The sequence below is a fragment of the Streptomyces sp. SJL17-4 genome (assembly GCF_036826855.1).
Taxonomy (GTDB): Bacteria; Actinomycetota; Actinomycetes; order Streptomycetales; family Streptomycetaceae; genus Streptomyces.
On the sequence record NZ_CP104578.1, the window covers coordinates 3,542,786 to 3,561,670 of the forward strand.

At 72.1% G+C, this 18,885-nt stretch carries 15 protein-coding genes; 8 read left to right on the plus strand and 7 right to left on the minus strand.

From position 1 onward, the window contains the following. Positions 1-55 precede the first annotated feature (55 nt). The 4 genes from N5875_RS15500 to N5875_RS15515 form a co-directional block, all read right to left on the minus strand. Complete coding sequence (locus N5875_RS15500) at positions 56-1,180, minus strand: GuaB3 family IMP dehydrogenase-related protein (RefSeq protein WP_318208732.1); 1,125 nt, start codon at positions 1,178-1,180, stop codon at positions 56-58. Positions 1,181-1,286: 106 nt separating this feature from the next. Further along, positions 1,287-2,789 (minus strand): IMP dehydrogenase, encoded by a 1,503-nt coding sequence (gene guaB / locus N5875_RS15505; RefSeq protein ID WP_318208731.1) that lies wholly within the window; start codon positions 2,787-2,789, stop codon positions 1,287-1,289. Between the two features lie 215 nt (positions 2,790-3,004). Next, the gene (locus tag N5875_RS15510) at positions 3,005-3,607 is read right to left on the minus strand and encodes a sigma-70 family RNA polymerase sigma factor (protein ID WP_318208730.1); all 603 of its coding nucleotides are present in this window, start codon (positions 3,605-3,607) and stop codon (positions 3,005-3,007) included. 243 nt (positions 3,608-3,850) lie between these two features. Continuing rightward, entirely contained in the window at positions 3,851-4,462 is a 612-nt protein-coding gene (locus N5875_RS15515) for a response regulator transcription factor (protein WP_003948568.1), read from the minus strand. Positions 4,463-4,895: 433 nt separating this feature from the next. Between N5875_RS15515 and N5875_RS15520 the strand changes: the two genes are divergently transcribed. Next, positions 4,896-5,285, plus strand: coding sequence for a WhiB family transcriptional regulator (locus N5875_RS15520; protein ID WP_318208729.1), 390 nt, complete (start codon positions 4,896-4,898; stop codon positions 5,283-5,285). Between the two features lie 131 nt (positions 5,286-5,416). Here N5875_RS15520 and N5875_RS15525 read toward each other — a convergent pair whose 3' ends face one another. Continuing rightward, a complete protein-coding gene (locus N5875_RS15525; protein WP_318208728.1) occupies positions 5,417-6,334 on the minus strand; it encodes a LysR family transcriptional regulator in 918 nt (305 codons plus the stop codon). 90 nt (positions 6,335-6,424) lie between these two features. On the opposite strand from N5875_RS15525, the gene N5875_RS15530 reads away from it, so the two are divergent. Further along, the gene (locus N5875_RS15530; protein ID WP_338494378.1) at positions 6,425-7,099 is read left to right on the plus strand and encodes an MOSC domain-containing protein; all 675 of its coding nucleotides are present in this window, start codon (positions 6,425-6,427) and stop codon (positions 7,097-7,099) included. 107 nt (positions 7,100-7,206) lie between these two features. Continuing rightward, the gene (locus N5875_RS15535; protein ID WP_187623396.1) at positions 7,207-7,980 is read left to right on the plus strand and encodes an SDR family oxidoreductase; all 774 of its coding nucleotides are present in this window, start codon (positions 7,207-7,209) and stop codon (positions 7,978-7,980) included. Positions 7,981-7,999: 19 nt separating this feature from the next. Here the strand turns inward: N5875_RS15535 and N5875_RS15540 are convergent, their stop codons facing one another. Further along, a complete protein-coding gene (locus N5875_RS15540; RefSeq protein ID WP_318208726.1) occupies positions 8,000-9,814 on the minus strand; it encodes a DUF2264 domain-containing protein in 1,815 nt (604 codons plus the stop codon). Between the two features lie 216 nt (positions 9,815-10,030). Here N5875_RS15540 and N5875_RS15545 point away from each other — a divergent pair, with 216 nt between their 5' ends. The 5 genes from N5875_RS15545 (at position 10,031) to N5875_RS15565 (ending at position 15,400) form a co-directional block, all read left to right on the plus strand. Next, a complete protein-coding gene (locus N5875_RS15545; RefSeq protein ID WP_338494381.1) occupies positions 10,031-11,128 on the plus strand; it encodes a substrate-binding domain-containing protein in 1,098 nt (365 codons plus the stop codon). A gap of 145 nt (positions 11,129-11,273) precedes the next feature. Beyond that, the gene (locus N5875_RS15550; protein WP_318208724.1) at positions 11,274-12,602 is read left to right on the plus strand and encodes a sugar ABC transporter substrate-binding protein; all 1,329 of its coding nucleotides are present in this window, start codon (positions 11,274-11,276) and stop codon (positions 12,600-12,602) included. A 4-nt stretch (positions 12,603-12,606) separates the two neighbouring features. Then, positions 12,607-13,506: a sugar ABC transporter permease gene (locus tag N5875_RS15555; protein ID WP_266968427.1), complete on the plus strand. Its 900-nt coding sequence runs from the start codon at positions 12,607-12,609 to the stop codon at positions 13,504-13,506. After that, positions 13,503-14,360, plus strand: coding sequence for a carbohydrate ABC transporter permease (locus N5875_RS15560; protein WP_318208723.1), 858 nt, complete (start codon positions 13,503-13,505; stop codon positions 14,358-14,360). Before N5875_RS15555 ends, N5875_RS15560 begins: the two co-directional genes overlap by 4 nt. 17 nt (positions 14,361-14,377) lie before the next feature. After that, a complete protein-coding gene (locus N5875_RS15565) occupies positions 14,378-15,400 on the plus strand; it encodes a hydroxyacid dehydrogenase (RefSeq protein ID WP_338494384.1) in 1,023 nt (340 codons plus the stop codon). On the opposite strand, the gene N5875_RS15570 is transcribed toward N5875_RS15565, so the two are convergent. Further along, positions 15,377-18,841: a hypothetical protein gene (locus tag N5875_RS15570; RefSeq protein WP_338494385.1), complete on the minus strand. Its 3,465-nt coding sequence runs from the start codon at positions 18,839-18,841 to the stop codon at positions 15,377-15,379. The two genes, N5875_RS15565 and N5875_RS15570, sit on opposite strands and share 24 nt — an antisense overlap. Positions 18,842-18,885: the final 44 nt, after the last annotated feature.

Below are 18,885 nucleotides of genomic sequence, written 5' to 3' on the forward strand. Positions count from 1 at the left end.
GAGGGGCCCCGCACCGGGTGGTGCGGGGCCCCTCCTCGTACGGACGGAACAGACGTCAGCGCTTGTGCTGGGAGTCCGCGACCGTGACCTCGACGCGCTGGAACTCCTTGAGCTCGCTGTAGCCCGTGGTGGCCATCGCGCGGCGCAGGGCGCCGAAGAAGTTCATCGAGCCGTCCGGGGTGTGCGACGGGCCCGCGAGGATCTCCTCGGTGGTGCCGACGATGCCCAGGTCGACCAGCTTGCCGCGCGGCACGTCCTCGTGGACGGCCTCCATGCCCCAGTGGTGCCCCTTGCCGGGCGCGTCCGTGGCGCGGGCCAGCGGGGAGCCGATCATGACCGCGTCGGCGCCGCAGGCGATCGCCTTCGGCAGGTCGCCGGACCAGCCGACACCGCCGTCGGCGATGACGTGCACGTACCGGCCGCCGGACTCGTCCATGTAGTCGCGGCGGGCCGCGGCCACGTCGGCGACCGCGGTCGCCATCGGGACCTGGATGCCGAGCACGTTGCGCGTGGTGTGCGCCGCGCCGCCGCCGAAGCCGACGAGGACACCCGCGGCGCCGGTGCGCATCAGGTGCAGGGCCGCGGTGTACGTGGCGCAGCCGCCGACGATGACCGGGACGTCGAGCTCGTAGATGAACTGCTTCAGGTTCAGCGGCTCGGACGCGCCCGAGACGTGCTCGGCCGAGACCGTGGTGCCGCGGATGACGAAGATGTCCACGCCGGCGTCGACGACGGCCTTGGAGAACTGCGCGGTCCGCTGCGGGGAGAGCGCGGCGGCGGTGACGACACCGGAGTCGCGCACCTCCTTGATGCGCTGCCCGATCAGCTCTTCCTTGATCGGGGCCGCGTAGATCTCCTGCAGACGGCGGGTCGCGGCCGCCTCGTCCAGCTCGGCGATCTCGTCGAGCAGCGGCTGCGGGTCCTCGTACCGGGTCCAGAGACCCTCCAGGTTCAGGACGCCCAGCCCGCCCAGCTCACCGATGCGGATGGCGGTCTGCGGCGACACGACCGAGTCCATGGGGGCGGCCAGGAAGGGGAGCTCGAAGCGGTAGGCGTCGATCTGCCAGGCGATCGAGACCTCCTTCGGGTCCCGGGTGCGCCGGCTCGGAACGACGGCGATGTCGTCGAACGCGTACGCCCTGCGGCCGCGCTTGCCGCGCCCGATCTCGATCTCAGTCACGATGTGTGGCCTTTCCCTCTACGTCTGCGCCTACCAGTATCCCCGACACAAGCGTGAGGGGCGGCTCCGGCCACATGCCGGAACCGCCCCCACGCGTCGCGCTGTGTTACTTCCTGCTGTAGTTCGGTGCCTCGACCGTCATCTGGATGTCGTGCGGGTGGCTCTCCTTGAGGCCCGCGGACGTGATCCGGACGAAGCGGCCCTTCGACTCCATCTCCTCGATGGTGGCCGCGCCCACGTAGCCCATGGTCTGGCGCAGGCCGCCGACGAGCTGGTGCAGGACGTTGGCCAGGGGGCCGCGGTAGGGCACCTGGCCCTCGATGCCCTCGGGGACGAGCTTGTCGTCCGAGGCGACCTCGGCCTGGAAGTAGCGGTCCTTGGAGTAGGACCGGCCCTGGCCGCGGGACTGCATCGCGCCGAGCGAGCCCATGCCGCGGTACGACTTGAACTGCTTGCCGTTGATGAACTGCAGCTCGCCCGGGGACTCCTCGCACCCGGCGAGCAGGCTGCCCAGCATGACGGTGTCGGCACCGGCGGCGAGCGCCTTGCCGATGTCTCCGGAGTACTGCAGACCGCCGTCGCCGATGACCGGGACGCCGGCCGCGCGGGCGGCGAGCGCCGCCTCGTAGATGGCGGTGACCTGCGGGACACCGATGCCGGCGACCACACGCGTGGTGCAGATGGAGCCGGGGCCGACGCCGACCTTGACGCCGTCGACACCGGCGTCGATCAGGGCCTGCGCGCCGTCACGCGTCGCGACGTTGCCGCCGATGACGTCGACGCCCACGCTGGACTTGATCTTCGCCATCCAGTTGAGGGCGTTGCTGTTGTGACCGTGGGAGGTGTCGACGATCAGGAAGTCGACACCGGCCTCGGCGAGGCCCTGGGCGCGCTCCAGCGCCTCGGGGCTGGCGCCGACGGCCGCGCCGACGAGCAGGCGGCCTTCCTTGTCCTTCGCGGCGTGCGGGTACTTCTCCGCCTTGACGAAGTCCTTGACCGTGATGAGGCCCTTGAGGATGCCCGCTTCGTCGACCAGCGGCAGCTTCTCGATCTTGTGGCGGCGGAGCAGCTCCATGGCGTCCACGCCGGAGATGCCGACCTTGCCGGTGACCAGCGGCATCGGGGTCATGACCTCGCGCACCTGGCGGCTGCGGTCCGACTCGAACGCCATGTCGCGGTTGGTGACGATGCCGAGGAGCTTGCCGGCCGGGTCGGTCACGGGGACGCCGCTGATGCGGAACTTGGCGCAGAGCGCGTCGGCCTCGGCCAGCGACGCGTCCGGGTGCACGGTGATCGGGTCGGTCACCATGCCGGACTCGGAGCGCTTCACGAGGTCGACCTGGTTGACCTGGTCCTCGATGGACAGGTTGCGGTGCAGCACGCCCACGCCGCCCTGCCGCGCCATGGCGATGGCCATGCGGGACTCGGTGACCTTGTCCATCGCCGCCGAGAGCAGCGGGATGTTCACGCGGACGTTGCGGGAGATGCGGGACGAGGTGTCGACCGCGTTCGGGAGGACCTCGGACGCGCCCGGCAGCAACAGCACGTCGTCGTAGGTCAGCCCGAGTGTCGCGAATTTCTCGGGCACTCCGTCGACGTTTGCAGTCATGACACCTTCCCCAATGGCCTTGATCGGTGCGGATGTCCATGCTAACGGGCTGGAGCGGTGTCTCATTCCACGATCAAGATCAGCCACGAGCTTTGGACATTCGTACGTGTACGAAAGGGACGACAGCCCCCGGAGACTCTTACAGCCCGGCCACTGCCGCCACCTGACTGCTGATCCGGCTACTACTCCGGTCATTGCTCCGACTACTGCTCCGACTACTGCTCCGCAAGCGCCCTGAGCCGACTGAGCGCACGGTGCTGCGCGACCCGGACGGCCCCGGGGGACATGCCGAGCATCTGCCCGGTCTCCTCGGCGGTCAGTCCGACCGCGACACGGAGCACGAGCAGTTCGCGCTGGTTCTCCGGGAGGTTGGCGAGCAGCTTCTTGGCCCACTCGGCGTCGTCGCTGAGGAGCGCGCGCTCCTCCGGGCCGAGGGAGTCGTCGGGCCGCTCGGGCATCTCGTCGGAGGGGACGGCCGTGGACCCCGGGTGCCGCATGGCGGCCCGCTGGAGGTCGGCGACCTTGTGTCCGGCGATGGCGAAGACGAAGGCCTCGAACGGCCTGCCCGTGTCCTTGTAGCGCGGCAGCGCCATCAGGACGGCGACGCAGACCTCCTGGGCCAGGTCCTCGACGAAGTGCCGGGCGTCGCCCGGCAGACGGCTGAGACGGGTGCGGCAGTACCGCAGAGCGAGCGGGTGCACCCTCGCGAGCAGGTCGTGCGTCGCCTGGGCGTCGCCGTCGACCGCGCGGTGCACGAGCGCGCCGATCTCCCCCTGCCCGGCAGGCATGGGGGAACCCACGGTCTCGTCGTCGCGCATCGCTCCATGGTGCCCCGACGCCTCGGCGTTCGTGGCACCGCGTCCATAGTTGTGCACCGAAGCGTTATGAGCAGGTGCGCCGGAACTCATCTCCCGCGCCCTCCCCTCCCGCTCGATCGACTCGTCCCCGAGGAACTCCACAACTCAAGGATGCGGCATCGCGCGGGTAAGTGACACAAGCCCGCCCCGTCCACCCCGCGACGGACGCGGGCGAGGACGGGGAAATGGCCGGTGACCTGCGATTCAGCGGACCAGGCCCCAACGGAATCCGAGGGCGACCGCGTGCGCCCGGTCGGAGGCGCCCAGCTTCTTGAAGAGACGCCGGGCGTGGGTCTTGACGGTGTCCTCGGAGAGGAAGAGCTCGCGCCCGATCTCCGCGTTGGACCGGCCGTGGCTCATTCCCTCGAGCACCTGGATCTCGCGCGCGGTGAGGGTGGGCGCGGCGCCCATCTCGGCCGAACGGAGCCGGCGCGGGGCGAGCCGCCAGGTCGGGTCGGCCAGCGCCTGGGTGACGGTGGCCCGCAGTTCGGCGCGCGAGGCGTCCTTGTGCAGATAGCCGCGGGCGCCGGCGGCGACCGCGAGGGCGACGCCGTCGAGGTCCTCGGCGACCGTGAGCATGATGATGCGGGCGCCGGGGTCCGCGGAGAGCAGCCGGCGGACGGTCTCCACGCCGCCCAGACCAGGCATGCGTACGTCCATCAGAATCAGGTCCGAGCGGTCCGCGCCCCAGCGGCGGAGGACTTCCTCGCCGTTGGCCGCGGTGGTCACGCGCTCGACGCCGGGCACGGTCGCGACCGCGCGGCGGAGCGCCTCTCGGGCAAGCGGGGAGTCGTCGCAGACGAGAACGGATGTCATGCCTGACCTCCGTGGCTCTCGCAGCTGTAGCGCGTCACCTTGAGCCTCCAGGGCTGTACGTAATCGTCACCTGTGCGATTGACGCTCTCGGACACCTGCCCGATCGCTTGTTCCTTCAACCGCCTCCGCACTCTCAACGACGGTCACTCGAAAGAGTTACGGGTCGGACGGCACGCTTCGGCACTCTACGTGAGGGGCCGTGCGCGGAGGAGAGCGACGCGGCCCATCTGCCCATCATCGAAAGCTCTTGCCCCATTTAGCGGGTTTTCTTCCCTTTTCGCAGTGTCTGTGGCTAGATTCGCAATGAGTCATATTTACATCTACTTAGACAGTAGGTGTACCGACCCGGACCGACGGGGCCCCAGGAGCCCCGGCCATCAGCCATCCACCCGCCCACCTATCCGTTCGACACGGTTTCAAGGGGACTAGCGCAATGGCAGATTTCTCCCGCCTTCCCGGACCCAACGCCGATCTGTGGGACTGGCAACTGCTCGCGGCCTGCCGCGGCGTCGACAGCTCCCTGTTCTTCCACCCCGAGGGAGAGCGCGGCGCGGCACGGAGTGCGCGTGAGAACTCGGCGAAAGAGGTCTGCATGCGGTGCCCGGTACGCGCGGAGTGCGCGGCACACGCACTCGCCGTGCGGGAGCCCTATGGCGTATGGGGCGGCCTCACCGAGGACGAACGCGAAGAGCTCATGGGACGCGCGCGCAATCGCCTGATCACAGCGGCGCCGACGGCGGCGTCGGTCGCGTCCACGGCTTCCGTGACATCCATGACGACATCGGCGTCGGCAGCAGGCCGGCCGATTGTGGAGCGCATGTGAAGGAACGTTTCCTCAGTTAAGCACCCGAACTGGTCACCGAACTGAGCACCTGACAACCGGAGCCGCGCCCACGCGCGCGAGGCGGTGCCCTACGCGCGCGAGGTGGCGTCCTACGCACGCATGGCGGCGTCCTACGCGCGCGTGGCGGCCCGAGTCAGCTCGTCGAGCGTGGCGGCGACGGCCGGGACCTGCGCCAGGTCGGGCAGCGTCAGGGCCACGATCTCCCGCTCCACTGCGGGCTCCACGGCCACGGTCCGCGCCCCCCTGGGCCGTACGGACTCGATGGCCAGCTCCGGCAGGACGGCCACGCCGAGCCCGGCGCCGACCAGGCCCACCACGGCCGGATAGTCGTCGGTGGCGAAGTCGATACGGGGGGTGAAGCCCGCTTCCTCGCACACGTCCACGAGCTGACGGCGGCAGCGCGGGCAGCCCGCGATCCAGGACTCCTCGGCCAGTTCGGCCATGCCCACGGACCCGGCCCCGGCGAGCCGGTGCCCTTCGGGGACCAGGCCCACCAGACGGTCGGCCAGGATCGGGCGCACGACCAGGTCGTCCCACTCCGCCTGCCCGTCGGGCTGCCGGCCGGCCGTACCGGCGCCGTACCGGAAGGCGAGGGCCACGTCGCAGTCGCCCTCGCGGAGCATCTCGATCGAGCGCGGCGGTTCGGCCTCGACGAGCGAGACGCGGGTGCCGGGGTGCGCGGCCCGCAGCGCGGCGAGCGCGGTGGGGACGAGCGTGGAGCTGCCGCTCGGGAAAGAGACCAGCCGGACCCGGCCGGCGCGGAGCCCGGCGATCGCGGCGACCTCCTCCTCGGCGGCGGTGAGCCCGGCGAGGATGCCGGAGGCGTGGCGGACCAGGACCTCACCGGCCTCGGTGAGGCGCATCTCGCGGCCCGTACGGATCAGCAGCGGCGTGCCGGCGGAGCCTTCGAGGGCCTTCATCTGCTGGCTGACGGCGGGCTGGGTGCAGCCCAGTTCGCGCGCGGCGGCCGAGAAGGAGCCGGTGGCGGCGACGGCGCGCAGGACGCGGAGATGACGAGCCTCGATCATGCGCTCCAGCATAAGCGAATCTTGGGTGAAGCGCCGCTTTCCATCCTTCAGCTTTGAGGTGGAGAGGATGGGTGCCCGTAAAGTGCCCACATGACCTTGCTGAGTGTGAATGTGGGCCGTGCCAAGGCCGTGGACTACACCGAGGCCGCGGCCGGCCTGACCGCCATCGACAAGCGCCCCGTGGAGGGCCCGGTCCGGATCGAGGCGCCCGGGGCGCCCGGCGTCGGCAGGAGCGGGCTCGCCGGGGACACCGTCTGCGACCTGCGCTTCCACGGCGGCAACGACCGGGCCGCGTACGCCTTCGCGCGCGAGGACCTGGACCGTTGGGAGCGGGAGCTCGGCCGCCCGCTCGCCAACGGATCCTTCGGCGAGAACCTCACGACCGACGGCCTCGACGTGAACGGCGCCCTGATCGGCGAGCGCTGGCGGATCGGCGAGGAGGTCGTCCTGGAGGTCACCGGCGGCCGCATCCCCTGCCGTACGTTCGCCGGCTTCCTGGAGGAGAAGGGCTGGGTCAGGCGGTTCACGCAGTCCGAGGCCGGTCCGGGCGCGCTGCTGCGGGTGATCGTGCCGGGCGAGATCCGCGCCGGCGACCCGATCACGGTCGTCCACCGGCCCGACCACGACATCACCGTCGCGCTGCTCCACCGCGCCGCGACCACCGAACGCACCCTGCTCCCCCGCACGTTGGTCGCCGCCGAATGGATGGAGTCCGGACTCCTCGCGCTCGCACGCCAGTACGCGGAGAAGTACGCGCGCGCGTAGTCGGCTCCCGGCCGGCGCCTGGTCGGCGCCTGGTCGGGGCGTGGGCCGGGGCGTGGGTCGGCGGTACGCGGACAAGAACGTCCGCCCACGGGCATTACCGTGCCCGTATGACGACTGCACTGATTACGGGCGCCACCGCGGGCATCGGGGCCGCTTTCGCACGGAGGCTCGCGGCGGACGGCCACGATGTCGTGCTCGTGGCCCGGGACATGAAGCGGCTCCGGGAGCAGGCGACGGAGCTGCACGACCGCCACGGCATCGAGGCCGAGGTGCTCGCGGCGGACCTCGCCGAGGAGAAGGGCATCGCCGCCGTCGAGGCCCGGCTCTCGGACCCGAAGCAGCCGGTGGACATGCTCGTGAACAACGCCGGCTTCGGCAACAAGGGCCGCTTCCTCGAGGTGTCCATGGCCGACGAGCTGAAGATGCTCACGGTGCACTGCGAGGCGGTGCTGCGGCTGACCTCGGCGGCCGCCGCCTCGATGAAGGAGCGCCGGCGGGGCTCCGTGGTCAACGTCGCCTCGGTGGCGGCCTTCGTGCCCCGCGGCACGTACGGGGCGTCGAAGGCCTGGGTCGTGCAGTTCACCCAGGGCGCGGCGCGGGACCTGGCGGGCAGCGGCGTACGGCTGATGGCGCTCTGCCCCGGCTTCGTACGGACCGAGTTCCACGAGCGGGCCGGGATGGGGACGGACAACATCCCGGGCTGGATGTGGCTCGACGCGGACAAGCTGGTGACGGCGGCGCTCGCGGACCTGGACCGGGGGAAGTCGCTGTCGATCCCCGATCCCCGCTACAAGGCCCTCATGGGTGTGGTGAAGCTGGCGCCGCGCGGGCTGCTCGGCGGGGTCTCCTCCAAGGCGGGCAGGAAGTACGGGCCGAAGTAGGACGTTCACCCCGGCCCGCTCACCCGTCCCGTGCGTCGAGGTCCAGTCGCGTGGTGGTGCCGTCCTGCCAGGTGACGTGGAGCGCGTGGCCGGTGGTCCGGACGGTCGCGAGGTCCGCGACGGGGGCCGGGGCGGGCTCGGCGGTGAGTGAGGCGAGCGCGACGAAGAGGGTGGCCGGGCCGTTCGTGGCGCCGTGCAGGGCGAGGGTGCGGCTGTCGGGGCCCTGAAGGGTTTCCCCGGTGGGGAGTTCGACGGCTTCGCGGTCCGCCGGGTAGCCGTGGACCGGGTGGAGCTGGGCGTGCGGCCCCCCAGGAGTGGTGGCCCAGCCGGTCTGCCGTACGGGTGTCCCCTCCGGGGCGCCGAGGACCAGGTGGGCACGGACCTCGGCGCGGCCGTGGGCGAGGGTCGCGGAGACGACCCGGACGCCGGGGTACGGGGTGTGCCGGGAGGCGGCCCAGCCGGGGCCGGTGCCGGCGGGTGCGGCGGGGCCCCGGGTGGTCGGCCTCCCTTCGACGAGCAGCGCGAAGTGGTTGTCGGCGGGGGCCGGCCCGGTGGTGGGTCCCGTACGGGTCGCGTACGCGTGGCGGGCGTAACCGGGGTCGTCCTCGCCCGCCTCGGCGCTGTGCACATGGTTGCTGCCGTGGTTGTGGAGGCGTACGAGTCCGTCGGCGGCGGTGGTCTGGACGAGCAGCCCGGCCGGGGCGAAGGGGCGGACGGTGTCGGCCCGTTCGGCCGGCAGGGGTTCCTCGGGGTCGGTCCAGGCGGGATGACCGGCGGGCAGGAGGAGGCCGAGGAAGCCCTTGGACGCCCAGTAGGGGGAGCCGGGGCCCGAGTACTCCTGGACCAGGGGCGGGTACGGGCCGTGCCAGCCGAGCGTGAGGAGCCCGTTCGGGTCGGTGGCGCCGCGGTCGAGGAAGTACCGCAGGGTGCCGGAGGCGAGGCGGCGGGTGGCGCCCGGGGTGAGCGGGGTGTGGCCGGTGAGGGTGCCGAGCCAGGGGGCGGCGGCCGCGGCGAAGCGGTAGATCAGGGAGCGCCCGTACGGGAGCGGGGCGCCGTTGGCGTCGAACAGGTGGACGTAGTCGTCGAGATGGGCGCGCAGGCGGGGCCCGTACCGGTCGAGGAGCTCCCGGTCGCCGGCGAGGTGGGCGTGGAGGACCGGGTAGAAGTGCAGGGCCCAGGCGTTGTAGTGGTCGAAGGCGCGGTTGTCGCCGTCGCTGTACCAGCCGTCGCCGAGGTACCAGTCCTCGATGCGGGCGAGGGAGCGGTCGACGGTGGCGGCGGCCCGGTCGGTGTCGACGCCGGCGTCCTGGAGGAAGCCGGCGACGGTGAGGCCGAAGAGCCACCAGTTGTTGTCGACGGGGGACGGGGCGAGGGCGGGGCGGAGCCAGTCGACGAGCTGTTCGCGGGTGCGGTCGTCGAGCCGGTCCCAGAGCCAGGGGCGGGTGAGGCGGAGGCCGAGGGCGACCGAGGCGGCCTCGACGATCGCCTGGCGGGTGTCGGCCATCGCGGGCCAGGACTCGCGGTCGCCCCGTCCCGGCTTCGCGGTTCCGGCGGCGAGCCCCGCCGCGTACCGGTCGAGATGCCCGTGCGGGTCCTCGCCCCGCGCGCCCGCGACCCGGAGCGCGGCGAGGAGGAAGGTGCGGGCCCAGCCCTCCAGGCCGTCGGAGCGGGCTCCGGACCAGCTGGGGCGGGGGCCGGGCAGGTCGATCAGTCCGTGCAGCGGGGAGGCGTACGGGCGTACCGCCAGGAGGAGTCGGTCGGCCGTGGCCTCCCAGTGGGCACGGGTCCAGCCGGTGTACGGGCTGAGCTCACGATTCTCGGGCGGCGTGGGCATGATGCTCCCTGTGGCTCCCTGGGGCTTCCCTGTCGTTCGCTGTCGCTCACCGGGTCCCTGCGGTGACGACCGCTGTCGCCGGGAATCCTGAACAGGCTCCGATCGAACGTCAAGGGAATCGGAGCGAATGATCGAAATTTCTTCCGTTCGATCATTCGGGGGCCGTGTGTGATCTAAGGTCTGGGGACCACCACCACCGCGAGGGGGAACTGCGCCGTGCGCGAGAGTGCTGCCGAACGACACGACCGACTGCTGGCCCTGGTGCGCGAGCGCGGCACCGCCCGCGTCGCCGAACTGGCCGAGCGGCTCGGGGTCTCCCCCGTCACCGCCCGCCGGGACGTCGAACTCCTGGCCGGCCGGGGCCTGCTCGACCGGGTGCACGGCCAGGTGTCCTGGCCCGAGCGGCGGGGCGCCCCGGGCGGCGGCCGGACCGGCGAGGGCCTGGTCCTCGGCCTGCTCGCCCCCTCCGCCACGTACTACTTCGCCGAGGTCATCCGTGGTGCGCACGAGGCGGCCGCCCGCGCCGGCGCCCGGCTCGTCCTGCGCGTCTCGGACTACCGGCCGGAGGAGGACCGGGCCCGCACCGAGGGACTGCTCGCGGCCGGCGCCGAGGGCGTCCTCGTCGCACCCGGCTGGCGGGGTCCCGAGGACCGGCGCGCCTACGGGGACTGGCTGGCCGAACTCCCCGTGCCGACCGTGCTCCTGGAGCGCCGGGCCGAACCCGGCAGCCCGCTGGACGGACTCGACCGGGTCGCCTCCGACCACGGCCACGGCGTCCTGCTCGCCCTGCGCCATCTGCTCGCCCTCGGCCACGCGACCCCGCTGCTCGTGGCGCGCCGGGACTCGCCGACCGCGCTCGCGGTGCGCGCCGGATACGCCGAGGCGCTGGGCACCCTGGGCCTGGCGGAGCCGCGCCCGGTCATCGACTCCGTACCGGCGGAGGCGGATCCGGAGGGCTTCGAGCGGGCGGTACGGGCGCTGCACGACGCGGTCACGTCCGGCCTGGCGGGCGCGGCCCTGGTGCACAACGACGTGGACGCGATCGAGATCGTGCAGCGCCTCGCCGAGCTGGGCGTACGGGTGCCGCAGGACCTGGCCCTGATCGCGTACGACGACGAGGTCGCCGCGCTCGCCGACACCCCGCTGACGGCGGTCGCGCCGCCGAAGCGGCAGGTGGGGCGGCACGCCACCGAACTCCTGGTGGAGCGGCTGACGGAGGGCGCGGACGAGGACGCGGCCCGGCGTCATCTGGGGCTGCTGCCGAGGCTGCGGGTCCGGGACTCGTGCGGGGCGCGCACGACGTCCTCGGTCTGAGTTCCGGCGGAGTTACGACTGAGCTCCGAACGACCTACATCTGATCTTTTTTCGATCAATCAATCTTTCGCTCTTGACTTCGGTCATGAACGGTCACAGGATCACGGCCACAACCTCCCCGCCGCCGCCCTTCAGGAGTCGTGCCGTGACCCGTAGTTGGAGCAGAACGTCCCGTGTCATAGCCGGCACCGCCACCGCCCTCGCCGTTCTCACGGCCTGCGGCGGCAGCGGTGACGACACAGCGAACAGTACGGCGAACAAGCCGAACGGGCCCGTGACCATCACCTTCTGGGGCTGGGCCAAGGGCTCCAAGGACGTCGTCGACGCCTTCAACGCCTCCCACACCGACATCCAGGTGAAGTTCGAGGAGATCCCCTCCGGCACCGCCGGCGGCTACGCCAAGATCTCCAACGCCGTGAAGGCAGGCAACGCCCCCGACCTCGTCTCCATCGAGTACTCCTCGCTCCCCGAGTTCGTGAGCTCCGGCGCCCTCCAGGACATCGGCGGCGAGTTCACCGAGGCCGACCGCGCCAAGCTGCTCCCGCAGACCGTCGAACTCACCACCCTCGGCGGCAAGTCCTGGGCCGTCCCCTTCGACGCCGCCCCGCAGGCCTTCTTCTACCGCAAGGACCTCTTCGCCAAGTACAAGGTCCAGGTCCCCACCACCTGGGACGAGTTCAAGAAGGCCGCCGAGCAGGTCAAGAAGGCCGACGCCAAGGCCCGTATCGGCACGTTCTTCCCCGACGACCCGACCACCTTCGAGGCGATGGCCTGGCAGGCCGGGGCCCAGTGGTTCAAGGCCGAGAACGACACCTGGAAGATCGACACCACCGACGCGGCCACCACCAAGGTCGCCGGCTACTGGCAGGGCCTCCTCGACGCCGGGCTCGTCCACAAGAACGCCTCCTTCAGCCCCGAGTGGACCGGCTCACTCAAGAACGGCACCACCATCGGCTACCTCGGCGCCTCCTGGGGCGCGGGCGTCCTCAAGGGCACCCTGCCCGAGCAGGACGGCAAGTGGGGCGTCGCCCCGATGCCCAGCTGGGACGGCAAGCCCGCCAGCGGCATGCTCGGCGGCACCTCCTTCGCCGTGACCAAGGACAGCAGGCAGAAGGCCGCGGCCGTCACCTTCGCCGAATGGATGTCCACCACCGAGGCCGGAGTCAAGGCCCGCATCGCCTCCGGCACCTCCTCCGCCTTCCCTGCCGCCACCGCGCTGCGGCCCGTCGCCAAGAAGGCCTTCGACGCGAGCTACTACGGCGGCCAGGACATCTACGCCCTCTTCGAGGCCGCGGGTGCCTCCATCAGCCCGAACTGGGCCTGGGGCCCCACCACCGGCACCACCAACACCACCATCAAGGACCACTTCGGCAAGATCACCCAGGGCGGCCCCGGCATCGCCGACGCCGTCAAGGCGGGTCACGACGCCACCGTCGCCGAACTCACCAAGCGCGGCCTGAAGGTCGAGGGCTGAACGGATGAAGGCCCGCACCCGCGCCGCCACGATCCTGCTGACCCCCTTCTTCCTGCTGTTCACCGCGGTGATGGTGGTGCCGATCGGCTACGCGGTCTGGCTCAGCCTCTTCACCGAGAAGCAGTCCGGACTGGGCTTCGGCGGCACCGAGACCGTCTTCACCGGCCTCGACAACTACACCGCGGCGCTGGGTGACCGGGCCTTCCGCGAGGGCTTCGGCGTCCTGCTCGGTTACTGCCTGCTCTACATCCCGCTGCTGCTCGCCGGGGCCCTCGGCCTCGCCCTCCTGCTCGACTCGGCGCTCGCCCGCGCCCGCCGCTTCTTCCAGCTCGCGCTCTTCCTGCCGCACGCCGTCCCCGGCATCATCGCCGCGCTGATCTGGGTCTACCTCTACACGCCCCAGCTCAGTCCGGTCGTCCAGGCCATGGAGGCCGGAGGCATCGGCTTCGACTTCTTCTCCCCCGAGGGCGCCCTGCCCTCCGTCGTCAACATCGCGCTGTGGGAGTGGCTCGGCTACAACATGGTCATCTTCTACGCGGCCCTCCAGGCCATCGACCGCTCCGTCCTCGAAGCGGCCACCGTCGACGGGGCCGGCGCCTGGCGCATCGCCTTCTCCGTCAAGGTCCCGCTCGTCAAGGCCTCGCTCGCCATGGTCGCCCTCTTCACGATCATCGGCTCCCTCCAGCTCTTCACCGAGCCGCTGATCCTCAACAAGGGCACGGGCTCCGCCGTCACCTCCACCTGGACGCCGAACATGTACGCCTACACCGCGGCCTTCGACCGCAACGACTACGGCCTCGCCGCGGCGGCGTCCGTACTCCTCGCCCTGACGGCGGCACTGCTGTCGTTCGCGGTGACGCGGATGACGGGCCGCCGCAAGGCCGGGAAGGAGCGCACGGCATGACCGGCCGACCCCGCACCGGCACCGTCTGGCTCTCCCAGGCGGCCGTCAACGGCGCCCTCGTCCTCGCCGTCGTCTACATGCTCTTCCCGCTGGTCTGGCTGCTGACCGCCGCCACCAAGGACGCCGGCGGCCTCCTCGCCGGAAACGCCTTCTCCTTCGAGGGCTTCGACCTGGGCGGCAACCTCACCCGGCTGGCCGAGTACAACGACGGCATCTACTTCCACTGGTACGCCAACAGCCTGCTCTACGCCGGACTCGGCGCCCTCGCCTGCTCGTTCGTCAGCGTCGCCGCCGGATACGCCTTCCACGTCTACGACTTCCCGGGCAAGGAGAAGCTCTTCGGCCTCGTGCTCCTGGGCGTGCTCGTCCCCACCACGGCACTCGCCCTGCCGATGTACCTCCTCGCCAGCGAGGTCGGCGTCGTCAACACCTACTGGGCCGTCCTCATCCCCGTCCTCGTCAACCCCTTCGGCGTCTACCTGTCCCGGGTCTTCTGCGCCGGCTACATCCCCGACGAGGCCCTGGAGGCAGCCCGTATCGACGGGGCGGGCGAGCTGCGCGTCTTCTGGTCCATCGGTCTGCGCATGGTGATGCCCGGCTTCGTGACCGTCTTCCTCTTCCAGTTCACCGCCGTCTGGAACAACTTCTTCCTCCCCCTGGTGATGCTCTCGGACCAGAAGCTCTACCCGCTGAGCCTCGGCCTGTACGCGTGGAACAGCAACGCCCACGCCGAACCCGACTTCTACCCCCTCGTCGTCACCGGATCCCTGCTCGCCGTCGTCCCCCTCGTCGTCGCCTTCGTCTCCCTCCAGCGCCACTGGAAGGCCGGTCTGACGGCCGGCAGCGTCAAGTGAGGAGCTCAGGTACAACGATGCACCCGACCACTGACAACCGCCCCGCGCTGCTGCTCGCGATGGGCGAGGGGGTGGCCGAACGCCTCCTCACGGAAGCCCACCGCACCCGCCTCGCGAGGCTCACCCGCACGGACCCGCACCTGGTCGCCCATGACCTGACGTCCCGGGACCCGCGGATCACCACCGCCCTCGCCGAGGCCGAGATCCTCCTCACCTGCTGGGGAGCGACCCCGCTGACCGCCGACGTCCTGGACCGGGCGCCCCGGCTGCGGGCGGTGGTCCACGCGGCCGGCTCCGTCAAGCACCACATCACCGAGGCCTGCTGGGACCGCGGCCTGCGCGTCACCTCGGCCGCCGCGGCCAACGCGCTGCCGGTCGCGGAGTACACGCTCGCCGCGATCCTCTTCGCCGGGAAACGGGTCCTCGGCTCGGCCCAGCGGTACGCCGAACTCCGCGCCGACCACGACTGGCTCACCGAGTCCGCCACCTGGGGCAACTACCGCCGCACGGCAGGCATCGTGGGCGCGTCCCGCATCGGCCGCCGGGTGATCGAGCTCCTGCGCCCCTTCGACATCGAGATCCTCCTCTACGACCCGTACGTCGACGTCCCGCCGCCCGGCGTGGAACTGGTGACCGACCTCGACGAACTGTGCGCCCGCAGCACGGTCGTCTCGGTCCACGCGCCGCAACTCCCGTCCACGGCCCATATGATCGGCGCGCCCCAGCTGGCGGCGATGCGCGACGGAACGACCCTGATCAACACGTCCCGGGGCTCCCTCATCGACGAACGGGCCCTCCTCCCCCACCTGACCTCGGGCCGCCTCCACGCGACCCTGGACGTCACGGACCCGGAGATCCCACCCCCGGACTCCCCGCTCTACACCCTCCCGAACGTCCTCCTCACCCCGCATGTGGCGGGCTCCCTCGGCAACGAACTGCACCGGATGACGGACCGGGCGCTGGAGGAGGTGGAGCGGTACGGGAGGGGGGAACCGTTCGCGGAGGAGGTACGGGCCTCAGACCTCCAGCGCTCGGCGTAGGCGGTCGGCCTCGTCGAGGACGAGCGGAATCACCTCGGGCGCCACGGTGAGCACGGCCGGCAGCACGACCCGCCGCTCCCCCAGGCGCAGAGCGAGAACGGCCCAGCGCCGGGCCCGTACGGGATCGGGCTCGGCGCGGGCCAGGAGCGCGTACGCCTCCCCGCAGGGCGGACCGACATGGTGCATGCCGTCGAGGAGCGCGGCGGCGTGGTCGTACCGGGAGTACCTCAGCAGCTCGGTGACCACAGTGACGGACCATCGTCCCGGATAGCTGTGCGGACGCTCCCGGAAGCGAGCCAGTACCTCGTCGTGGGAGCCGATGACGACGAGCGCGACGGGCGAGTCCCTCTGCCACGGGAACCGGGCGAAACTCTCGGCGCCCAAGGCAGCCGCGTTCTGCGGTTCCAGGGCGCACCCGGCGCGCAGGAGACCCAGCGCCGCGGGCCCGTCGAGCTTCCTGGCGCGGGCGGCGGCCATGAAGTGCTCGGCGTCCTCGCGGCGCCCCTTCCGTACGCAGGCCACCACCATCCGCGCGTACACCTCCGCGGCGTTCGGCGCCTCGGGCGAGCGCGACATCAGCTCCTCCGCCCGCTCCCGGGCACCGACGCCCGCGAAGGCCACGGCCGCCTCCTGGGCAAGACTCCCCATCGCGCCCGGATGTTCGACCAGTCGCAGGGTGCGGTCGAAATCCCCCTCGGCCGCGTAGACCCCGACGAGGCGGGAGCACAGCTCGTGCTCGGCCCACGGGTTCACCCGGGCGAACGTCTCCGCCCACTCCAGCCGCCCCGCCGCGAGCGCCGCGAAGGCGACGTCGCGCGGCACCAGACCCGGCTCGCTCTCCACGGCCCGGAGCAGGTCCACCGCCTCGTCGCGCCGCCCGGCCTCCGCCAGGGCCCGGGCGAGCGCCACCAGATCCCCGACCAGGGCCGGGCGCGCGGGCACGCGCACCCTCCGCTCCTCCGCCGCGAGCAGGCGCCGGGCCTCGGCGACGTGGCCCGCCTCGTACAGCGCCTCCGCGAATACGGCGAGGGCCTCCGTGTTCTCCCCGATCCCCCTGACCACCGCGCGGGCCCGGTCCACCGCTCCCTCCGCGAGCAGCCGGCGCAGGAAGGCTCCGAGCACCCGGAGGCCACCGGCGCTCTGACCGGTCCATCTCGATGACGCGTCGGGGCTCTCCACGAGCCTTCCGCACAGCGCGGCGACGGCGTCCAGGTCTCCACGCGCCAGCAGGGCCTCGGCGAGGGCGGGCCAGGGATCGTCCGCGTACGAGCGCGTGTCCGAGGTCAGGGCCAGGGCCATGGCCCGCTCGACGTCACCGGCCCGGGCCAGCTCGCGGGCGATCTGCCCGTGCACGAAGTCCTTGCCGTAGGCGTCCAGGGTCCCGGCGACCTCCAGAGCCTCGTCCAACCGGCCGTGCTTCACCAGTGCGGTGGCGTACGAGAAGGCCTCTCCGCCGACGCCGGCCGCGCGCGCCTCCTCGGTCTGCCCGGCGGCGAGGAGGGCGTCGAGCAGCTCCCCACCGAATATGACGGTCCGGCTGCTCCCCATGCCCATCCTGTCCAGCGCCGCCCCCCATTGAGCGCCCTCCGCCTCGTCCTCGTAGCCGGCTTCGCGCAGGGCGGCCGCGGCCCGGAGCAGCACCACCGCCCGTACGGCCAGTTCCTTCTCCGGCGCCCACGCCTCCCGTACCGCCTCGTCGACGCGACCGTCCCGGACCAGGGCCTCCACGAACGCGGCCCGCAGGGCGGGACGCCTGCTCGGGTCCGACTCCTGCTCCACGAGGGCGACGGCCCGTCGGTACTCCCGCGCCGCGAGCAGGAGGTCCACCAGTACCCGGCGGGAGCGCAGGACCGAGCGGGCGTGGGTCGTCCTCACCAGCCGTTCGGCCCGCTCGTGCGCGCCGAGCCGGATGAGCAGCAGGGGGAGGGCGTCCCCCGTGACGGGAGGAACGAGGTCCGAAAAGCCCGTCGTCAGCGGCTCCGCCTCATCGGCGAGCTCCTCCGCACGCTCCCGCGCCCCCGCGTCCAGCAGCTTCTCCGCCACCATGCAGAGTCCTGCGACGACGCGGGGCCCCTCCATGCTCCGGGCGAGCGCCACGGCACGGTCCGGCTGTCCGATGGCCACCCAGCCCGCGAGCAGGGCGAGCGGCACGCTTCCGCTGTCCCGCAGCAGCGTCTCCCGGGCCGTCGCGAGCCGCAGCGCGGACACCACCGCGTCCTCGCGCTCCGCCTGGCCCAGGACCGCGTCCTTCGCCGCCCCGATCTCGGCCAGCGCCGCCGCGTCGCCCCCGGTCGCGGCCAGCAGCCGTTCATGGCGCCGCCCGTCCCCGGCGCAGGCCACCAGCCGCTCGACGTCCCCCTCCGCCCGCAGCATCGGCACGTACCCGTGCAGCAGGTAGTCCGGGGTCCCCTCCGGCCAGCCGCGCTCCCGCCAGCCGTCGGCCCACGCGTGCAGCACCGACCGCCACCGGCCGAGCTCCCGCTCCCCCAGCATCTCCCGCGCTCCGGCGACCAGTTCCTCGTGCGCGAGCAGGTACGTTTCGCCCCGTACCGCGAAGGTCCGGCCCGGGCCCGTGCGCAGGACGTCCTTCACCCGGTACGGCACCGCGCCCGTCAGCTCCGTCAGGTCATCGGCCGTCAGACCGCCGCCCGCCGCCGTGACCAGGGCGAGCAGCTCGTACGGGAGGCCGCCCGTGTCCAGGAGGCGCTTCAGCTCGCGCTCGGCCTCGACGCGGATCGCCCGCGCGGACGGGGACGGGGTGAGGAGCCGGACGATCGCGGGGTCCCGGAGCGGATGGTCCTCGGGGACGTCGGCCGGGAGCGGCGGGTTCGGGCGGCCGGCAACGATCACCCGGAGGTCGTACGGCAGAAGGCTCGCGATCGAGTGGGCGTCCGCTCCCACCGTCATACCCCGGTCCTCGTCCAGGCCGTCGACGAGGAGGACCAGTCGCTCGCCCCTCGCCGTGCACGCCGCGGCGGCGGAGGCGTACAGACGGAACAGGTGGGCCTCTCGCGTCGCGGCCGTCAGCAACGCCGGCAGGCCCTCGCCCGCCAGTTCCGCGAGCTGTTCCAGGACGACGTCCGTGTAGGCGACGACGTCGTTCTGCGAGCCGAGGCGGGCGGTGACGAAGAAGGAGACGATCCGTACGCCCTGCGGCGGGTCGAGGGCGAAGCACGCCATCAGCGCCGTCTTCCCGGCCCACGCCTCGGCACGCCAATACGCGTACGCCGGGCCGGAGTCGGCCCGGCAGAAATCCGCCAGCTCGGCCAACTCCCGCTTTCGGCCGATGAGTTCCGGAGGGGCCATCCGGCGGACCTGTTCCCGGTGGGCCGAGCGGACCGCCTCCCCGGCCCCGACCGTGATCCGGTTGTGGCTGCCGACCACCACGATTCCCTCGCCGTTGTCGACCGTGACCGACCGGTCTCCCCCTGCCCGCTCCATGCGCCCAACCTAGACTGGAAGGGTCCCACCTGGGTCGGGATCGG

Bases quoted from the DNA above. Each gene is read 5' to 3' on its own strand.
- guaB (WP_318208731.1), bottom strand. From the start codon at position 2,789: ATGACTGCAAACGTCGACGGAGTGCCCGAGAAATTCGCGACACTCGGG.
- N5875_RS15510 (WP_318208730.1), bottom strand. From the start codon at position 3,607: ATGCGCGACGACGAGACCGTGGGTTCCCCCATGCCTGCCGGGCAGGGG.
- N5875_RS15515 (WP_003948568.1), bottom strand. From the start codon at position 4,462: ATGACATCCGTTCTCGTCTGCGACGACTCCCCGCTTGCCCGAGAGGCG.
- N5875_RS15520 (WP_318208729.1), top strand. From the start codon at position 4,896: ATGGCAGATTTCTCCCGCCTTCCCGGACCCAACGCCGATCTGTGGGAC.
- N5875_RS15525 (WP_318208728.1), bottom strand. From the start codon at position 6,334: ATGATCGAGGCTCGTCATCTCCGCGTCCTGCGCGCCGTCGCCGCCACC.
- N5875_RS15530 (WP_338494378.1), top strand. From the start codon at position 6,425: ATGACCTTGCTGAGTGTGAATGTGGGCCGTGCCAAGGCCGTGGACTAC.
- N5875_RS15535 (WP_187623396.1), top strand. From the start codon at position 7,207: ATGACGACTGCACTGATTACGGGCGCCACCGCGGGCATCGGGGCCGCT.
- N5875_RS15540 (WP_318208726.1), bottom strand. From the start codon at position 9,814: ATGCCCACGCCGCCCGAGAATCGTGAGCTCAGCCCGTACACCGGCTGG.
- N5875_RS15555 (WP_266968427.1), top strand. From the start codon at position 12,607: ATGAAGGCCCGCACCCGCGCCGCCACGATCCTGCTGACCCCCTTCTTC.
- N5875_RS15560 (WP_318208723.1), top strand. From the start codon at position 13,503: ATGACCGGCCGACCCCGCACCGGCACCGTCTGGCTCTCCCAGGCGGCC.
- N5875_RS15565 (WP_338494384.1), top strand. From the start codon at position 14,378: ATGCACCCGACCACTGACAACCGCCCCGCGCTGCTGCTCGCGATGGGC.
- N5875_RS15570 (WP_338494385.1), bottom strand. From the start codon at position 18,841: ATGGAGCGGGCAGGGGGAGACCGGTCGGTCACGGTCGACAACGGCGAG.